This window comes from Blastomonas sp. RAC04 (assembly GCF_001713435.1).
In the GTDB taxonomy this organism is placed as follows: domain Bacteria; phylum Pseudomonadota; class Alphaproteobacteria; order Sphingomonadales; family Sphingomonadaceae; genus Blastomonas; species Blastomonas fulva.
This window is the reverse complement of sequence record NZ_CP016460.1, coordinates 3,517,462-3,537,626: the sequence shown is the minus strand read 5'-3', so window position 1 is coordinate 3,537,626 and position 20,165 is coordinate 3,517,462. Positions and strand designations below refer to the sequence as shown.

Sequence of the window (20,165 nt, the reverse complement as noted above, 5' to 3'; positions counted from 1 at the left end):
TCAATCTTTCTTCATTGGGCTGGCTGGAAGGTCCAGAGAGGCGTCGGCGCAGCAGAGCACAGGCTGATATACGTACAGCCGGTGCGCTGTCCACCGTCGCGCGACGGGGTGCCAGGCGCTGCTGCGTCCACCGGACGGGTTTCGGGCGCCATCAGCACCGGCAGCGGAGCAGCCAGCCCCTGCAGAACCTGCAGGGGCGCGGTGCTGTCGGGCGGAACGGGGACGCTGACGCTGCCTTGGCCCGGCATGGTGATGACGGCAATCGGCGCCGCGACAGGCGTTGCCGATGGCGGCTGAGAGGGAGCGGCCGTGCCGACCGGGGCCACGGCCACCGGATCAGCGACGCTCGTACCCCCGCCGGGCGGCGGCGGTGTCACCGGCGCCGATGTGCCCGGCGGATCGGTGACGGGCGGAGTGCCTGCAGGCGGTGTACCCGCTGGCGGCGTGCCCGCTGGCGGGGTACCGGCAGGGGGATTGGCAGCCGGAGGATTGGCGGCTGGCGGATTGGGGCCGCCACCGGTGCCCGGCGGGTCCTGCGCAGGCGGCACGATCGGCGGCAGCACGGTCATCACCCCGGGGCGATAGGTGATCTGGTAGTTGCGCGCGGTCCCGCGCGAGGCGTTGATGACATACTGCCCGGGGGCTGCGGTGCCGCCGCCCGTGGAGCGCAGCACCAGGCCGGTGACGACGTCCCCGGTATCCCCGTTGCGCAGCCCCGAATAGCTCACGGTCAGCACCGGATCGCCATTGCCCTGATGCATCACCACATTGTTGGCGGTGATCAGCAGCCGTGCCTGATCGATGGTCAGCCGCCCCGGCGTATAGACAAAGTCGTAATTGAGCGCCGATGCGCCCGATGCGGTGATGGCATAGGAGCCGATATCGGAGCCGATCGTGGCGGGGGTGCCGAACACCAGCCCGCTCACCACATTGGCGCGGTCGCCGTTGCGGAAGCCCGTGATCGACGCGCTGAATTCGGGGTTGGCGAGACCGTATTCACGGGTGGCATTGTTGACGCGGACCTGCAGCAGCGCCTTGGTGATCGTCAGCGTGCCGGGCACGTAATCGAACCGGTAGTTGGCGGCGACCGCCCCGGAACCGGTGATCAGATAGTCGCCGACATCGCTGCGAGCAATCGCGCCGGTGCGCAACCTGAGGCCGGAGACAACCGCATCGGTATCGCCATTGCGCAGCCCCGAGATGCTGGCGGTCAGCACCGGATTGACCGTGCCATAGACCCGGGTCTTGCTGTCGATGGTCACGCTCAGCGGCGCGGGCGTGATCGTCAGGCTGCCGGGGACATAGGCAAAGTCATAATTGAGCGCGCTGCCCCCCGAAATACCGATGGCATAGCTGCCGACGCCCGAGCCCTGGGTGGCGCCGGTCGCCAGCACCAGTCCGTTGACGACCGATGCCGTATCGCCATTGCGCAAGCCGGCAATCGTGCTGGTCAGCGCCGGATTGGCCAGGCCATATTCGCGGCTCTTGTTGTCCGCGCTGATGGTGAGCAGCGCTCTGGTGATCGTCAGCGTGCCGGGAACATAGGCAAAGTCATAATTGGTCGCAGTGGCACCGGAAGCCGTGATCGCGAAGGTGCCGACGTTCGATGCCACTGTCGCCGCGCTGCCATAGACCAGCCCGCTGACCACCCCCGCACTATCGCCCGCACGCAGGCCGCTGATCGATCCGGTGAAGGCCGGGTTGGCCAGGCCATATTCGCGCGTCGCGTCATTGGCGGTGACTGTGAGCAGCGCGCGCGTGATCGTCAGCGTTCCCGGAACATAGGCGAAGTCATAATTGATCGCGGTGGCGCCACTGCCGGTGATTGCATAGCTGCCGACGTCGGAGCCGGTCGTGGCGACGGAACCGAAGACAAGGCCCGCTGCAACGCTCGCGCTGTCGCCGTTGCGCAGGCCCGAGATGCTGCCGGTGAACGCCGGGTTGGCAAGCCCGTACGCGCGCGTGGCATTATTGGCCGTCACGGTGAGCAGCGCCCTGGTGATCGTGAGCGTGCCGGGGACATAGGCAAAGTCGTAGTTCACCGCCGTGGCGCCCGATCCGGTGATCGCATAAGCCCCGGCATCGCTGCCGATTGCGGCGACCGAGCCATAGACCAGCCCGCTGATGACGCTCGCGGTGTCCGAATTGCGGAAACCTGTGACCGATCCGGTGAAGGCCGGGTTCGCGAGGCCATACTCCCGCGTTGCGTCGTTTGCGGTGACTGTCAGCAGCGCGCGGGTGATCGTCAGCGTGCCAGGAACGTACGAGAAGTCGTAGTTCGTCGCGCTCGCACCCGATCCGGTAATCGCGAACGTCCCGACGTTGGATGCCACTGTCGCCGCGCTGCCATAGACGAGACCGGATACGACGCTGGCGGTGTCGGAGTTGCGGAAGCCGGTGATGTTGCCGGTGAACGTGGGGTTCGCGAGGCCGTACTCGCGGGTCGCATCATTCGCGGTGACGGTAAGCAGCGCCCTCGTGATCGTGAGCGTGCCCGGCACGTAGCTGAAGTCATAGTTCGCCGCAGCGCCGCCCGAGGCGGTGATCGCGAACGTGCCGACATTGGAGGCGACGGTTGCGGTGGTGCCGTAAACGAGCCCGCTGACAACGCTCGCGGTATCCCCCGCGCGCAGGCCGCTGATCGAGCCGGTGAACGTCGGGTTGGCGAGCCCATACTCGCGGCTTGCATCATTGGCGGTAACGGTGAGCAGGGCGCGCGTGATCGTCAGCGTGCCGGGAACGTACGAGAAATCGTAGTTGGTCGACGTCGCACCTGAACCAGTGATGCTGTACGTGCCGATACCCGAGTTCAGCACCGCGGTGCTGCCGTAGGTCAGGCCGCTGACGATGCTGGCCGTGTCGCCGTTGCGGAACCCGGTGATCGATCCCGTGAACGCAGGATCGGCCAGGCCGTATTCGCGCGTTGCATCATCGGCGGTGACCGTGAGCAGCGCGCGGGTAATGGTCAGCGTGCCGGGAACGTACGAGAAGTCGTAGTTCGTCGCGGTGGCGCCACTGCCCGTGATCGCGAAGGTTCCGACGTTGGAGGCGATCGTTGCTGCGCTGCCGTAGACGAGGCCGGAGACCACGCTGGCGGTGTCGGAGTTGCGGAAGCCGGTGATGTTGCCGGTGAACGTGGGGTTGGCGAGGCCGTACTCGCGCGTCGCATCATTCGCGGTGACGGTGAGCAGCGCCCTCGTGATCGTGAGCGTTCCCGGCACATAGCTGAAGTCATAGTTCGCTGCTGCGCCGCCCGAGGCCGTGATCGCGAACGTTCCGACGTTGGAGGCGACCGTTGCCGTTGTCCCGTAGACCAGCCCACTCACCACGCTCGCTGTATCCCCCGCGCGCAGGCCGCTGATCGATCCGGTGAAGGTCGGGTTGGCAAGGCCGTATTCGCGCGTTGCGTCATTGGCTGTGACCGTGAGCAAGGCCCGCGTAATCGTCAGCGTGCCGGGCACATAGCTGAAATCGTAGTTGGTCGACGTCGCGCCTGAACCAGTGATGCTGTACGTGCCGATGCCCGAGTTCAGCACGGCCGTGCTGCCATAGGTCAAGCCCGAGATCACGCTGGCCGTGTCGCCATTGCGGAAGCCAGAGATGCTGCCGGTGAATGCCGGGTTGGCTAGGCCATACTCCCGCGTTGCGTCGTTGGCGGTGACTGTCAGCAGCGCGCGGGTGATCGTCAGCGTGCCCGGAACGTACGAGAAGTCGTAGTTCGTCGCGCTCGCACCCGATCCGGTAATCGCGAACGTTCCGACGTTCGAGGCGATCGTCGCTGCGCTGTCGTAGACGAGGCCGGATACGACGCTGGCGGTATCGCTGTTGCGGAAGCCTGTGATCGATCCGGTGAACGTGGGGTTCGCGAGGCCGTATTCGCGGGTCGCATCATTCGCGGTGACGGTAAGCAGCGCCCTCGTGATCGTGAGCGTTCCCGGCACATAGCTGAAATCATAGTTCGCCGCCGCGCCGCCCGAGGCCGTGATCGCGAACGTTCCTACGTTCGAGGCGACCGTTGCCGTTGTCCCGTAGACCAGCCCACTCACCACGCTCGCTGTATCCCCCGCGCGCAGGCCGCTGATCGAGCCGGTGAACGTCGGGTTGGCGAGCCCATACTCGCGGCTTGCATCATTGGCCGTAACGGTGAGCAAGGCCCGCGTGATGGTCAGCGTGCCGGGGACATAGCTGAAATCGTAGTTGGTCGACGTCGCGCCCGAGCCGGTGATGCTGTAGGTGCCGATCCCCGAGTTCAGCACAGCGGTGCTGCCATAGGTCAGGCCCGAGATCACGCTGGCCGTGTCGCCGTTGCGGAAGCCGGTTATGCTGCCGGTAAAGGCCGGGTCTGCCAGGCCATACTCGCGGGTCGCATCATTCGCGGTGACGGTGAGCAAGGCGCGCGTGATCGTCAGCGTGCCGGGTACGTAGGAGAAGTCGTAGTTCGTCGCGGTGGCGCCACTGCCGGTGATCGCGAACGTTCCGACGTTCGACGCGATCGTGGCGGCGCTGCCGTAGACGAGACCGGATACGACGCTGGCGGTGTCGGAGTTGCGGAAGCCGGTGATGTTGCCGGTGAACGTGGGGTTGGCGAGGCCGTACTCGCGGGTCGCATCATTGGCCGTGACGGTGAGCAGGGCGCGGGTAATCGTGAGCGTACCCGGCACATAGCTGAAATCGTAGTTCGCCGCTGCGCCGCCCGAGGCCGTGATCGCGAACGTGCCGACATTGGAGGCGACGGTTGCGGTGGTGCCGTAAACGAGCCCGCTAACCACGCTCGCGGTGTCGCCAGCGCGCAGGCCGCTGATCGAGCCGGTGAACGTCGGGTTCGCGAGCCCATACTCGCGGCTTGCATCATTGGCCGTAACGGTGAGCAAGGCCCGCGTGATGGTCAGCGTGCCGGGCACATAGCTGAAGTTGTAATTTGTCGACGTCGCGCCCGAGCCGGTGATGCTGTAGGTGCCGATGCCCGAGTTCAGCACCGCGGTGCTGCCATAGGTCAGGCCCGAGATCACGCTGGCCGTGTCGCCGTTGCGGAAGCCAGAGATGCTGCCGGTAAAGGCCGGGTCTGCCAGGCCATATTCGCGCGTAGCGTCGTTCGCGGTGACTGTCAGCAGCGCGCGGGTGATCGTCAGCGTGCCAGGAACGTACGAGAAGTCGTAGTTCGTCGCGCTCGCACCCGATCCGGTAATCGCGAACGTCCCGACGTTGGATGCCACTGTCGCCGCGCTGCCATAGACGAGACCGGATACGACGCTGGCGGTGTCGGAGTTGCGGAAGCCGGTGATGTTGCCGGTGAACGTGGGGTTCGCGAGGCCGTACTCGCGGGTCGCATCATTGGCCGTGACGGTGAGCAGGGCGCGGGTAATCGTGAGCGTACCCGGCACATAGCTGAAATCGTAGTTCGCCGCTGCGCCGCCCGAGGCCGTGATCGCGAACGTGCCGACATTGGAGGCGACGGTTGCGGTGGTGCCGTAAACGAGCCCGCTGACCACGCTCGCGGTATCGCCAGCGCGCAGGCCGCTGATCGAGCCGGTGAAGGTCGGGTTGGCAAGGCCATACTCGCGGGTCGCGTCGTTGGCGGTGACCGTGAGCAGGGCGCGCGTGATGGTCAGCGTGCCGGGCACGTAGCTGAAGTTGTAATTGGTCGATGTCGCGCCCGAGCCGATGATGCTGTACGTGCCGATGCCCGAGTTCAGCACGGCCGTGCTGCCATAGGTCAGGCCGCTGACGACGCTGGCTGTGTCGCTATTGCGGAACCCGGTGATGCTGCCGGTGAACGCCGGGTTCGCGAGACCATATTCGCGCGTGGCGTTGTCCGCGGTCACCGTGAGCAGGGCGCGGGTAATGGTGAGAGTGCCCGGAACATAGCTGAAGTCGTAATTCGTCGCGCTCGCACCCGATCCGGTGATCGCGAAGCTTCCGACGTTCGACGTGATCGTGGCGGCGCTTCCGTATACCAGCCCCGAGACCACGCTGTCGTCGTCGCTGTTGCGGAAGCCTGTGATCGATCCGGTGAACGCGGGGTTGGCGAGGCCATATTCGCGGGTGGCGCTGTCCGCCGTCACGGTGAGCAGCGCCTTGGTGATCGTCAGCGTACCGGGGATGTAATCGAAATCGTAATTGGCAGCAAAGGCCTCGAACGGCGAAATGCTGTAGGTGCCGACGTCGGAGAATTCGTCCGCCAGGGTGGTGAAGTTCAGCCCGGAAACCACCGAGGCATCGTCGCCGTTGACGAAGCCCGAGAAGCTCGCGGTGAACATGGGGTTGGAATCGCCATAGGTGCGGGTGGCGTCGTTGGCGGTCACGGTCAGCAGCGCGCGCAGCGTGGTCAGCGCGCCGTTGACGAAGTCGAAGTCGTAGCCGACATCGGACAGCAATGTGCCCTGATCGATGAAGATCGTGTCGATCCCGGCGCCGCTGCCCGCAGAAAGGGTGTCGAAAAGGTTCGGCGCACCTGAAAACGCATAGGTATCGCTGTCGCCGTTCACCAGCCCGCTGAAACTGAAGGAGTAACCGGGAGGCGCCTGGCCGTATGTGCGCGTGGCATCGTCGGCGGTGAAGGTCAGCACCGGCTGGCGCGCGAAGATGAATAGGTTGCCCGCGAAACCGCTCGGCGAGACGTTGTTGTAGAGGTTGTTCCCGACAAGCCCGCCGCGGTCGATGACGTCATAATCGTTGGAATAGATCAGGAAACGGCCGCCGCCGGTCAGGTTGAAGACCCCCGCGCCTGCGCTGTTGGTAAAGATGTCGCTCTCGATCAGCACCGCATCACCAGAGGCGCTCGCGGTGAGCAGGGCGTCTGCATCCAGGGTGACCGCGCGATTGCCGGTGACGCCCAGGTTCTGCAGGACGATGCTGCTCGCGGTAATCGACCCGATGGTCATCGCGCCGCTGTCGAAGAAGGACTTGTCGTCACCCGCAACGATCCGGAGGCTCGCAAATCCCGAGCCTGCATCGATGAATGCGCCCGGGCCGAAGGTGATGACCGCATCGCCTGGATCGCGGAAGCCATCGACGACACCGCCCGAGAGGAATTCATTGGCGACGGCGGTGAAATTGCCCCCGTCGGTGGTGATCCCGGCATTGATCAGGATCGAGCGGCCTGCACGGAAGGTCAGGTCGCCCCCTGCGCCGCCTGCGCTGACCAGAATCGCGCTGCTGACGGTGATATCGTTGTTGGCCTGCAGCTCGACTGCGGTGCCGCCCGCCAGGATGTCGACCAGCGCGGTGGGGGTAATCGTGACATCCGCGCCCGGCGCATCGCCGAACCCGAAGCCGGGCGTATCGAGCGAGACCCCGTCGAGGTCGAAGAAATAGACCGCGCCGGAATTGATGACCTGATTTTCCGGGCCATCATCCCCCGACGCGCCAACCACAAGCCGCCCGGCATTCATCGATACGCCGTTGCCGAAAAGGTCGTTGGCATCCAGACCTGCAACCGCAACGTTGCTGCCCCCGGTATAGCCCCGCCCGAAGATGGCCGACAGCGACGGATTGGCAAAAGCCGCATCGGCAAAGCTGATCAGATACACCGCGCCGGCTTGAGGTCGATCGTCCGCAAACCCTGAGTCCCCATAAGCGCCGATCGCCAGCACGTTGCCCTCGAGCGAGAGCGCGCTTCCCAGAAGTTCATTGGCGGTTGAGGTGGGAAGGGTCAGGTCATAGCCGACACCGATCGTGCCTGCCAGCGTACCGCCGTCAAAGGCCGTATCGGCAAAAGTGAACAGATAGACTGCGCCTGCCATATTGGCAGCATCTCCGGAACCGTCTTCGAAGAAGGCACCGACCGCCAGCCGGGTGCCATTGAGCGCGACCGCACTGCCGAGGGAATCACCGACGCCAGCAAAGGCGGTGGTATCGACGTTTGCGCCGAGGGTATATCCGCGCCCGATCGTCCCGATGAGGCCGGGCACACCGGCCGCCACATCGAACAGATAGACCGCACCTGTTTCCTGCGTGCCGTTGGCGTCCCCGTCATCGCCGGTCGCGCCGACGGCCAGCCGGTCGCTGTCGAGCGATACCGACCAGCCGAAAAGGTCGTCATTGTCGAGCGCGAGGTTGAAATTCGCCCCGAGAGCATAGTCCTTGCCGATGATCGCGAGCTGGGAGGGGGCATTGAAGGTGTCGTCGTCAAACCCGAACAGGTAGACCGCGCCTGCGCCAGGGGCATCGTCGTCGAAGCCGCGGTCGCCGGTGGCGCCGACAGCCAGCGTGAGGTTCGACAGCGAAACAGAGCTGCCAAACCGCGCCCCGGCACGCAATTCCGGAACCGAAAGGTTCTTGCCGCCGGTATAGTCGCTGCCGATGACACTTTCGAGGATGGGGAATTCGAAATCAGTTGTCACGAATGTGAAGAGGTAGACCGCGCCCGATTCGGTCAGGCTGTTGCCAAAACCGGAATCGCCCGGAACGCCGATGGCCAGCCGCTGGCCGTCGAGCGAAACCGAGGTGCCGAATGCGTCGAACTCCCCGACCCCTGCAACCGGCGTGCCCAGACCGCGGGTATAGCCCGCGCCGATGGTACCGCGCAGCTGCGCACCGCTGAAATCGGTATCGGCAAAGGTGAACAGATAGACCGCGCCCGAATCGGTCGACGCTGCGCCGTTGCCGAAGCCATCGTCGCCCCTGGCGCCAACAACCAGCCGGTTGCCGTCCAGTGACACCGAAGTGCCGAACGCATCGGCATCCTCCAGCTCGACATCGAAATCGAGGTTCGCGCCGAAGTTATCCGCCCCCCTGGCAAGGATTTCGGCAATACTTCCGCCACCGAAAATGCTGTCGGTGAAAGTCAGCAGATAGACCGCGCCAGAATTGGGAGGGCTGCTTGCGCCGCTGTTTATTCCAGGCCCTCCGATGGCCAGCCGGTTGCCATCGAGCGATACCGACGTGCCGAAGAAGCTGCCACTCGCAAAACCGAACGGCGTCAGCACCGTATCGACATCGCCTGGCCCGCTGTAGCTTGCGCCCACGATGCCGCGCTGCAGGCCACCATTGAAATCCAGATCATCGAACGTGAAAAGATAGACAGCGCCAGAATCGGACAGGCCGTTTGAGTTACCATCATCACCCCTCGCGCCGACAGCCAGTCGGGTGCCATCCAGCGAGACGGACCAGCCGAATGCGTCTCCGTCATCCAGCAGAATATCGCGATCGTTGACGACGCCCTCAAAACCTAGGCCAAAAATGGCCTGCAAGGAGCCAGACTGGAACTCGGCCCCGGCGAACGAAAACAGATACACCGCCCCGATTTCACGCCCGGAGGCCGGGGGGTTGAGCGAACCATCGTCACCGATCGCTCCGACCGCCATCCGGTTGCCATCCAGCGACACCGAGCTACCGAAACGGTCGTCAGCCTCCAGATCGGCGACGGACAGGTTCTTGCCGCCCGTGTAGCCTATACCCGCAATTCCCTCCAGCAACCCACCGCCGAACTGCGGATCGGTAAAACTGAACAGATAGACCGCGCCCGCATTCGACTGGGCATCAGAGGCACCATCATCGCGCGGGGCTCCCACTGCGAGCCGGTTGCCATCGAGCGACACCGCAAAGCCGAACTGGTCGCCCGCGCCGATCTCGGTCGGCCACAGGTTCTTGCCGCCGACATAGCCATGGCCGATGGTGGCCTGCAGCGTGGCGCCGCCAAAATTGGCATCGGCAAAGGTGAACAGATAGACCGCACCGGAATCGCCCAGCCCATCGATCGATCCGTCATCATCCGGCGCGCCGATCGCCAGCCGGTTGCCGTCGAGCGACACGGCTGTGCCGAAACTATCGCCGCTGCCGACCTGCACGACCGTGGGCGTAACGGACGCTGCCAGATCCAGCCCGACGGACGAGCGATAGCCTGCACCGATGGTTCCCACCAGACGGCCGCCATTGAACGTTTCATCGGCAAAGGTGAACAGATACACCGCGCCGGTATCGGTCTGCGTGTTGCCCGGCCCGTCATCCTGACGCGTGCCCACGGCCATCCGGTTGCCGTCCAGCGAGACCGAGGTGCCGAACAGATCGAATGCATCCAACGGGACAGCGATGGTCTTGCCACCGGTGTAGCCGGAGCCGATCGTCGCCTCGCGCACAGCTCCGCCAAACGACCCGTCGGCAAAGCTGAACAGATACACCGCCCCCGGATCGGGAAGACCATTGGTGAAGCCGTCATCGCCCCGCGCGCCGACGGCGAGCCGATTGCCGTCGAGCGACAATGCGCCGCCGAACCCGTCGAAGGTGTCCAGCGTCGCGATGTTGAATGCGCTTCCCGGCGTATCATAGTCCCGGCCGATGATGCCTCGAAGATTGCCCCCGCCAAAATCGGCATCGGCGAATGTCAGCAGATATACCGCGCCGCTGTCTGCAGCGGCGTTGCCTAAACCATTGTTGCCCGCAGCGCCGCCGGCCAACCGCAGGCCGCTCAAGCCGACGGCGGAACCGAAATTGTCGCCAGGCCTCAACCCCTGGTCGCCACCCGAGATATCGACATCCAGGCCAGTGCTGTACCGGCCGATCCGCACCGCAACGGCGGGCGCGTTGAACAGATCATCGACGAAACTGAACACATAGATCGCGCCGATATCTGCACGATCATCGATTTGGCCGTCATCGTTCGGTGCCCCGACGGCAAGCCGGAAACGTCCGAGCTGCTGGTCGAGCGACAGCGATGAACCAAAGGCGTCACCCGCCGCAAGTCCTGCCACGCCCAGATTGCTGCCGCCGGCATAACCCTGACCCAGGATGGAGCGTTGCTCGGCACCGCCAAAGGCGAGGTCGGCAAACGAGAACAGATACACTGCGCCGGCATCGGCTGCGCTGTTGGCAGCGCCATCGTCACCGCTTGCGCCCACGGCCAGCTGCGTGCCCCGCAACGATACCGCGCTGCCGAAAAAGTCGCTGGCGTCAAGGCCTGCGACAGAGAGGTTCTTGCCGCCGCCATAGCCGCTGCCGATGACCGCTTCGAGCACAGGCGCACCGAACGCGAGATCGGCGAAGCTGAGCAGATAGACCGCGCCCGAGAGTGGCTTGAGGCTGGAGGCTCCATTATCATCGGACGCGCCGATCGCCAGCCGCAGCCCGTCGAGCGAGACTGCCGCGCCGAACCGCTCCTCGGGTCCGATGCCCTGCGCGGCGAGCGAAGCGGGCCGCCCCATGGCGTAGCCTGAGCCCAGGGTGCCGGCCTGGACAAGGTCGTTGTACACATCGTCGCTGAAGGTAAACAGATAGACCGCCCCAGCCGACGGGGTACTGATATTGCCCGTGTTGCCGGCAGCGCCGAGCACCATCCGGTTGCCGTCGAGCGCAACGCTGCTGCCCAGACGGTTTCCATCGGTGTTCAGCCCGTCGATCAACAGGTTGCTGGCATCGATCGACCCGGCGGTAATCCTCCCCGAAAGGCTTGCGCCATCCAGGTCGGGGGTGGTGAAGGTGAAGAGATAGGCGGCACCCACATCGACGCCCCCGCCCGACACCCCGAAATCGCCTGGCGTTCCGACCACCAGCTTGCTGCCGGACACGGCGAGAGCCGCTCCGAAATTGGCGTTGGTTCCCAGCGTCGCGATGGAAAGGTCGTTGGGGCCGCTGTATCCGGAGCCGATCGTGGCCAGCTGCAATGCACTGGAGAAAACCGTGTCGGCAAAGTCGAACAGATAGACTGCGCCGGAATTGCCATTGCTGTCGCCGTCGCCATCGTCCTGAGAGGCGCCGATCGCCAGCCCCTCGCCTGAATCGGTGAAGGCCAGAGCGCTGCCGAAAAAGTCTCCCGCGGCAAGCCCGGCCACCGAGAAATTCTTGCCGCCCGTATATCCGACGCCGCCGATGCCCTCGAGCGTGCCGTTGTTGAAAATCGACGAGGTGAAGGTGAAGAGATAGGCCGCGCCGGAATCACTGGCGAGGTTGTTGAAGCCATCGTCCGCCTGCGCGCCGACGGCAAGCTGGTTGCCACGAAGGGTGACGCTCGATCCGAACTGGTCGCCGGCTTCAAGGCCAGCAACATCGACGTTCTTGAACCCGGTATAGCCCGCGCCCATGCGCGCTTCGAGCACAGGTGAGCCGAACGCGGTGTTGGCGAAGGTGAACAGATAGACCGCGCCTGAATCGGTAGTGGCATTGTTGAAGCCATCGTCGAGTGGCGCGCCGATGGCCAGGCGAAGGCCATCGATGGCCAGCGCGCTGCCGAAGGAATCTTCCATGTCCAGCACGCTGACGTCGAAGTTGCCCGCGCCGGTATAGCCCTCGCCAATGATCCCGCGCAGCTGCGGTGCCGAGAAGAATTCATCGTTGAAGGTGACCAGGAATACCGCCCCCAGACCCAGCGAATCGCCGCTGAAGCCGCGATCGACCGGCGAGCCGATCGCCAGCCGGGTGCCCGATAGCGCAACGGCACCGCCAAATTCGGCATCAGTGGCCTGGCCTACGGACAGGTTCTGCTGCGGGCCGTACCCGACACCCACCGTGCCTGCGAGCGCCAGATTGTTGAAGGCATCGTCCGAGAAGGTGAAGAGATACACCGCGCCCAGTCCGCCGGAGGTATTGAACACCCCAGAATCTTCGGGTGCACCCACCACCAGGCGACTGCCGCTGAGCGCTACGCCGCTGCCGAACCGGTCCTCGCCATCCAGCCCGCCCAGCGACAGATTGCCCGCCCCGGTGTATCCCGCGCCGATCCGCTGCGCGAGGGTGTAAGTCCCCGCGATATCGGTGAACAGATAGGCCGCGCCGCTGAGCGGCACTGCGCCGCCTGCGCCATTGTCCAGAACGGCGCCCACGGCGATCTTCTGGCCATCGATGGCGACCGAACTGCCGAAGCGGTCACCCAGGGACAGTGCGGTGACATCGACATTGGTACCGCCGGTATAGCCGCTGCCTATCAGCGCGGATACCGTCCCGCCGGTGAATGCCGTGGTGGCGAAATCGATGACATAGACCGCGCCTGAATCGCCCAGCGAATTGGCGTTGCCATCATCGCCGGGGGTGCCGACAAGCAACCGCGTGCCCTGCAGGGCCACGCCGCTGCCAAAGCGATCCTGGTTTCCGCCGGCAAGCGCGCCGATCGACAGATTGTTGCCGCCCCCATAGCCCGATCCGACAATCGCCGCGAGCGCGCCGCCGGTGAACTGGGTGTCGGCAAAGGTGAACAGATAGACCGCACCGACATTGGTAAACGGATCGTCGTCGCCGCCATCCTGGGGAGCGCCGACCGCCAGCCGCGTTCCGTCGAGCGAAACCGACGCGCCAAAACTGTCGCCGGTGTTGATATTGGCGGGGCTGAGGTTGTTGCCGCCGACATAGTCGGCGCCGATGGTGGCCTGCAGGGTGCCACCGCTGAACAGGGCATCGGCAAAGGTGAACAGATAGACCGCACCGGCATCGGTCACGGTGTTGCTGACTCCATCGTCGAGCGAGGCCCCGACCGCGAGCCGATTGCCGCGCAGCGAGACCGCTTCACCAAAGCGGTCGCCGGAATCGAGCGTGGCGACAGACACGTTCTTGCCGCCGCTATAGCCCAGTCCGATGATCCCTTCGAGCAAGGGTGCGCCGAATGCGTCATCGGCAAAGCTGAAAAGATAGACGGCGCCGGTATTGAGCCCCCCTGTGGTGTCGGGAGTTTCTGCCGAGCCCACCGCGAGCCGCAGGCCATCCAGCGCGACCGATGTGCCGAACTGATGGATAGTGCCATCGCTGAGCCCGGGGACCGTGTAATTGCTGAACCCCTGATAGCCCGAGCCCAGGACGTCGATCAGCCGGGCGTCGAAGAAACTGGCCGGGTCGCCGAACGTGAACAGATAGACGGCGCCGGAACCGGCCGCGCTGCTGTTGCGCCCGCTGCTGGTGGCCGCCCCCACGACCAGACGCCCGCTATCGAGCGAAACCGCGCTGCCGAAGAAGAAGCCGCCATCGGAATCGCTCAGGTTGAGCGAATAATCCTTGGGCCCGAGATAGCCCGCACCGATCCGACCCTCCTCGACCGGATTGGTAAAGGCGCTGTCGGCAAAGCTGAACAGATACACCGCGCCGCTGCCCGGCTCCAGGCCGCTTGCGCCCGCATCGCCGATTGCCCCGACCGCCAACTGCAGCCCCTGCAGCGCGACCGACTGTCCGAAGAATTCAAGCGGACCGCTGCCGGTATCGAAGTTGTTGCCACCGGCGTAGCCGGTCCCCAGCGTGGCTGCGAGCGTCGCGTCGCTATAGTCGCTCAACGTGAAGGTGAAGAGATAGACCGCACCGGCGTTGGTGATCGGGGTCAAGGCGCCAGCGTCGTTTGGCGCGCCCACCGCCAGCCGCAATCCATCCAGCGACACCGCCGTGCCGAACCGGTCGCCGGCCTCAAGACCGACGACACTGACCCCGGCACCCGAGCTGTAGGATTGGCCGAGCGTTGTCAGCAGCTGCGGTGTGGCGGCAAACATCGGGTCACCCAGATCGAAGATATGGACAGCGCCCGCTTCGAAATCAAAGCCGCCAAAGCCGGGGTCGCCCTGCGCGCCCACCGCGATGACATTGCCGTCGAGCGCTACCGCGCTGCCAAAAAACGAGCTGGAGGCGTTGATGCCGCCGCCCGAGAAACTTTCGAAGTTGAGCAGCCGCGCCAATCCGCCGCCGGTGAACGATGCATCCTCGAAGGTGAACAGATAGACCGCGCCGGCATCGCCCTGAAAGATCGTGGTGCCATCATCGCCGATCGCGCCGACTGCAAGACGCAAGCCATCGAGCGAGACCGAGCTGCCGAACAGGTCGTCGGCTTCGAGCCTCCCGACCGAGATGTTCTTGCCGCCGGAATAGCCCGATCCGATGATCGACTGCAGCACCGGCGCGCTGAACTGCGCATCGCCGAAGGTGAAGAGATAGACCGCACCGGAATCGATCCTGGCGTTGCCCGCGCCATCATCGAACCGCGCACCCACCGCCAGCCGGCTGCCGTCGAGCGACACCGCGGTGCCGAAATTGTCCTGCTCTTCCAGCCCGGTGCCGAGCAGCGAGAGGCCGCTGAAATCGAAATAGCCTGCGCCCAGAAGGCCCACCTGGCGCGCGGTGTTGAACGCATCGTCCTCGAAGGTGAAAAGATATGCCGCACCCGCATTCCCGAGATTGTTGTTGCGTCCCTCGTCCCTGGGCGCACCGACAACGAGGCGATTGCCATCCAGCGAAACCTTGCCGAAGTTGTCGTTGAAGCTCAGCTGGGGAATGCTGAGGTTTCGGCCGCCCAGACTGCCATGGTCCGCGCCGATGATGGCCGCGAGGCCTGGGCTCGAAAAACTGGTATCGGCAAAGGTGAACAGATAGACCGCGCCGTTGTTGAACAGTCCAGCGGAGACCCCATCGTTAAAGGGTGCGCCTACCGCAAGGCGATTGCCGTTGAGCGAGACCGAATCGCCCAGACGGTCCTCCGAAAAGCCGGGGACGTTGAAATCCTTGGTCCCCAGATAGCCTGAGCCGATGATGCCCTCGACCAGGGGCGAGTTGAACGCCGCATCGGCAAAGCTGACCAGATACACCGCACCGGCATCGGTTGCGCTGCCGCTGTCGCCATCATCGCCCGGCGCACCAATCGCCAGCTGCGTGCCTTCAAGCGACACCGAATAGCCGAACAGGTCGTCCGTAACGAGTTGCCCGACCGACAGGTTTTTGCCGCCCGAATAGTTGAAGCCGATGATCGATTCGACCGCCGGGTCGCTGAACTGGGCATCGGTGAAGCTGAACAGATATACCGCGCCCGAATCCGTCGCCGTGTTCGAACCGCCATCATCATGGCTGGCCCCCACCGCCAGCCGATTACCGACGCGATCAAGCGATACGCTTGTTCCGAAACGGTCGCCCGCCTCCACATTGGCAACATCGAGGCTTGCAGTGCCGCCATAGCCAGCGCCCAGCACGCCGAGCGTACTGCTCGCGTTGAAGGCAAGGTCGAGGAAGCTGAAGAGGTAGACAGCGCCCGAATCCGGCGCGGCGTTGTTCAAACCATCATCGAACGGCGCACCTACTGCGAGACGCGTACCGGTAAGCGAAACCGAAAAGCCGAACTGGTCGCCGGCTTCAAGCCCGCCTACCGAGAGGTTCCTGCCGCCCGTATAGCCCGAACCGACCACCGCGCTCAGCACCGGCGCAGCAAAGCTGGTATCGGCAAAGGTGAACAGATACACCGCGCCGATATTGGCGAGACTGCCATCGGCACCATCATCGCCCGGTGCGCCGACCGCCAGCCGGTCACCATCCAGCGAAACGCCAAAACCGAACAGATCGCCAAAATCAACCCCCGGCATGGGCGCTGCCGGCCCCGGGAAGCTGCTGGCAAACGCCTGCAGCACCAGCCCGTACTGGCTGGGCGCATTGCTGGCATCGGCGATGATGATGTTCTTGGGATCGAGCAGCAGCTTGCCGCCGCGCTGGCCATCCCGCGCGGTTTCCACCGTGCCGCGATAGACGAGCGTCTCCTTGCCCGAGATCTCGATCTGCCCGCCCACGCCGCCGACCATGCCGCCGCGTGCGATCGCCGAGCCGAGGAAGGTGGTCTTTTCGTCCGACCAGACAACGATCTCGCCGGCATTGCCGCGCATGCCGATCGCCGACACGTCGATGGTCACCGCATCTGTTGCCACCAGCGTGCGCGCGTTGGGAAGCTCGTCGGCGCTCAGGCCCTTGCCGCCCTGGAACTCGCCACCCAGCCGCACCCGGCCGCCGCGGATGCCGCCCTGCGCATAGAATTGCGCCGAGAACAGATCGAGCCGGGGCGCGCTGACATCGATCGATCCGCCAAGACCATGGCTGCCCGAGGCGCGGAACTTGCCCGAGGAGATGATCTGCTGGTCCGATGTGTAGCGGATGGTGCCGCCGTGCAGGCCGCTGGCATCGATGAAGGCATCGCCGGTGTCGATCGCGCGACGGGTGGTGTGGATATCGACATTGCCGCCCTTGCCGAGCCCGGCATTGACCGTGATCCGCCCGGCGAGCGAGAAACCGCCGGCATCGAGGTGGATGTTGCCGCCCGCTTCGGCGCCGCTGGCCGACAGGATCGAGCCGAACGACAGGAATTCGCTGCCGGTGATGTGCGCGGTGCCGCCGGCCTTGCCGCCATCCAGGTTGATCGTGCCATCGAGGATGGTGCGCGCGGCGGTGATCGTCAGCGTGCCGCCGGTTCCGCTCGCGGCCATCGCCGTGCCGGGCGCAGCGCTCGCGTCGCCATCGATCACATTGGCCCAGCCGATATTGCTGGTTGCGCTGCCCTTGGCCGGGCGAGCGCCTGTGACCACCGCATTGGTGGCGGATGACAGGTCCATGGCGACATTCCTGCCGACCTGCACCTCGCCCGGCGCGGTGATCGTCATCTTCGCTGCGACCAGCGAAACCTTGCCGTCGGCGCCGACCTCCATGCTCGCGGCCTGCGGCGTTCCGATACGCACCGACTGGTTGACCAGATCGCGGGCCGCGGATGCGGTGATCAGCAACGATCCGCCACGGGCATCGACCACGCCGCCGATATCGACCAGCGCGCCCTTGTCGTCGAGACGGGTGACTGCATCGCCGACCTGGAAGCGGATCAGGTTGTCGCCGTGCAGATCGAGCGTGAACGCCTGCGCGCCGCCAAAGGCGATCTTGCCCATATGCGCGGTGATGATGCCATGATTGGCGACCTGGGGGGCTACGAACGCGGCAACCCCGGCATCGCGCACGGTGATGGTGCCATGGTTGATGACCCTTGCGCCCGAGCGGCCCGGAGTCCCGAAGCGCAGCGTGCCGCCCGCCATGAAGGCAGCGTTGCCGATGTCCGCACTGGTCGCGACCAGCCCTGCGACATCGACCCTGGCATCCTTGCCGAAGACGATGCCGTTGCCGTTGATCAGATAGACCTGACCGTTGGCGGTGAGCTCGCCCATGATCTGGCTGATCTCGGGCCCGGTGACACGGTTCAACGCAATCGAGCGCGCGCCCGGCTGGCGGAAATCGACGCCCTGGCCGCTGCCGATCGAGAAATTGTCCCAGTTGATGATGACCCGGTCGCTCGACTGGTCGATCCGCACCCGGTCGGTGCCCTGGCCGTTGATCGTGGCATTGCCCGCCACGACATTGCCACCGCTGGGGTTGGCAAGCGCGGTCTGTGTGGTGACGATGGCAAGCCCCGCGACCCCGGTGCGCAGCGCGATCTGCCAGTTGGCCCAATGGCGCGCGCGTTGTTCGGGGGTGCGGGTGATTGTCATCGTGTGGCCCCGATCGAGAAGAAGATGCGTGGATCGCTGCTGCCATCGGGCGTGAAGCGTGACTTGCCCGGCCAGGCCGAATAGACCTCGCCGAACAGTCCGTAAGGCAGCGCGATGCGCGCCCCGCCGCCTGCCGACCACAATTCGGTGACTCGCAGCTCGGCAAAATCGAGACGTCCGCGCTGCCGCAAGATGCCGGCATCGACGAACACGAAGGGCTGCACCGTCACCGGCCCGAGCGTCAGCCGGTCGTTGAGCTCCATCGCGACATTGACGCAATGGTCGCCGCCGGCTGCGCCATAATCATAGGCGCGGCCGAACCTGTCGCCGCCATAATTGCACTCGCGTGAAGCTGCGGCACCGCCGTGCAGCGCCATCTGCGCCTCTGCTGTCACCCGAACGCGGGCAGTCCCGACCAGCGGCGCGTTCCACACCAAAGATGCGGTCGCAGCGGTGAATTCCGGATCGCCCTGGGTACGGCTGCGCAGGGGGTTGAACCGGCCGGTGGCGCCAAGCCCGTCGATCCCTTGGCTCAGCCCCAGACGTACCAGCCCGGTGGTGCCGTCGGTGCCCGCCCAGTCATAGCTGCCATACAGCTCGTAGAAGCGGCTGCGGTCGTCGATCAAAGTGATGCCGAAGATGCCGCTGTCGGAGTTGATCGCGGTGCCTTCCAGCCCGACGATCAGGCTGGAGTTGCGCGTGCGGCGCAGCGGATAGCTGAGCCCGGCGCGGAACACCTCTTCCTCGCCCTCGAACTGCAGGATCGACAGGAAGCCGCGCACCGCGCGCGACCGGGCGCGCGAATAGGACAGGGTCCCGGTCAGCCCGTCATCGGTGATCGGCGCGCTGTACTGGGCAAAGCCGGAGATGAAGCCGTCGGTCGGCAGCGTCGCGCGTGCATCGAGCAGCAGCTGGTCGCCGGGGACCAGCAGCGAATTGGCGGTGATCCCCGCGCGATAGCGCCGCTCGCCCAGATTGTCGCGGATGCGGTTGTCGAACTGCGCCTCGAGCACCACCGGATCGAGATCGACCACCACCAGCAGGTTCGCCGCGCCGGGCGTGGTTTCGGACGGGCGCACCACCACCGACACGTCCATGCCGCCCAGATCGCCGCTGGTCAGGATCGCGCGTTCCAGCTCGTCCACCATCACCGGGCCGCGCTTGATCAGCGGCGTGAAGCGGCGGCGGATCATGTCGGTCAGCCGCGTCTGGCCAACCAGACCCGCGCCCGATTTCAGCTGGATTTCGATGGCATCGACGCTGCCCTCGACCACCTGCAGCACCACGACGCCATCGGCGACATCCTGCGCGGGCACCAGTGCGAACGACAACGCATAGCCTGCCTCGGCATAGACCCGGGTGAGCAGGTCCGCCGCGCGATAGATGTCGGCGAGCGTCAGTTCCTGCCCCAGGAACGGCGCGAGCGGCGCCTGCAGCCGGTCTTCGGAGATGGCATCGAAGCCGATGATGCGGAAGCGGTTGACCCGGACCTTGGCGCTATCGTCCACCGCGCTGGGATCGGTGCGCGGACGATCGATGGTGAACGGGGTGCGGGGCGTCGAGAGCGGCAAGTCGGCGGCGCGGTTCTCGCGCTCGAACGTACCCGCAGGCGGCCGCACCGATCCCGGCAAGGTCTGGCCGGCAGCCAGTGTCGGCCACATCAACGCGACCGCCAGCGCACCGGCGGTGCAGCTGTGCGATACCGCCTTGCGGCTGGAGACCAGAATCCCGGCCCATGTCAAAATCCGCTGAGAATCCATGCGGGGTGCAACGTCCAACTCCCCGAAGGGAAATGAGAGGGTGCGACCCCATCTCGGAAAGTCGGATTGAAGCCCCTGCTATCCGCTACCAGGTTGTCATGAACCGGCAACCCAGCCGATCACGACGCCATGAATATCGGACGATCGTCCAACCATGCATGTTTCCGGTCCGGATTCTGCGCAGCTGGCCGATGTCGGGAACCCCCGCTTCCTGCGCGAGACTAAGCAG

2 protein-coding genes are annotated in these 20,165 nt (G+C 65.1%); both read right to left on the bottom strand.

From position 1 onward, the window contains the following. Positions 1-11 precede the first annotated feature (11 nt). Positions 12-18,176: an MBG domain-containing protein gene (locus tag BSY18_RS17395; RefSeq protein ID WP_069051325.1), complete on the bottom strand. Its 18,165-nt coding sequence runs from the start codon at positions 18,174-18,176 to the stop codon at positions 12-14. Next, positions 18,173-19,936, bottom strand: coding sequence for a ShlB/FhaC/HecB family hemolysin secretion/activation protein (locus BSY18_RS17390; RefSeq protein ID WP_069051324.1), 1,764 nt, complete (start codon positions 19,934-19,936; stop codon positions 18,173-18,175). The genes BSY18_RS17395 and BSY18_RS17390 overlap by 4 nt, the downstream gene beginning before the upstream one ends. Positions 19,937-20,165 lie beyond the last annotated feature (229 nt).

Bases quoted from the DNA above. Each gene is read 5' to 3' on its own strand.
- BSY18_RS17395 (WP_069051325.1), bottom strand. From the start codon at position 18,176: ATGACAATCACCCGCACCCCCGAACAACGCGCGCGCCATTGGGCCAAC.
- BSY18_RS17390 (WP_069051324.1), bottom strand. From the start codon at position 19,936: ATGGATTCTCAGCGGATTTTGACATGGGCCGGGATTCTGGTCTCCAGC.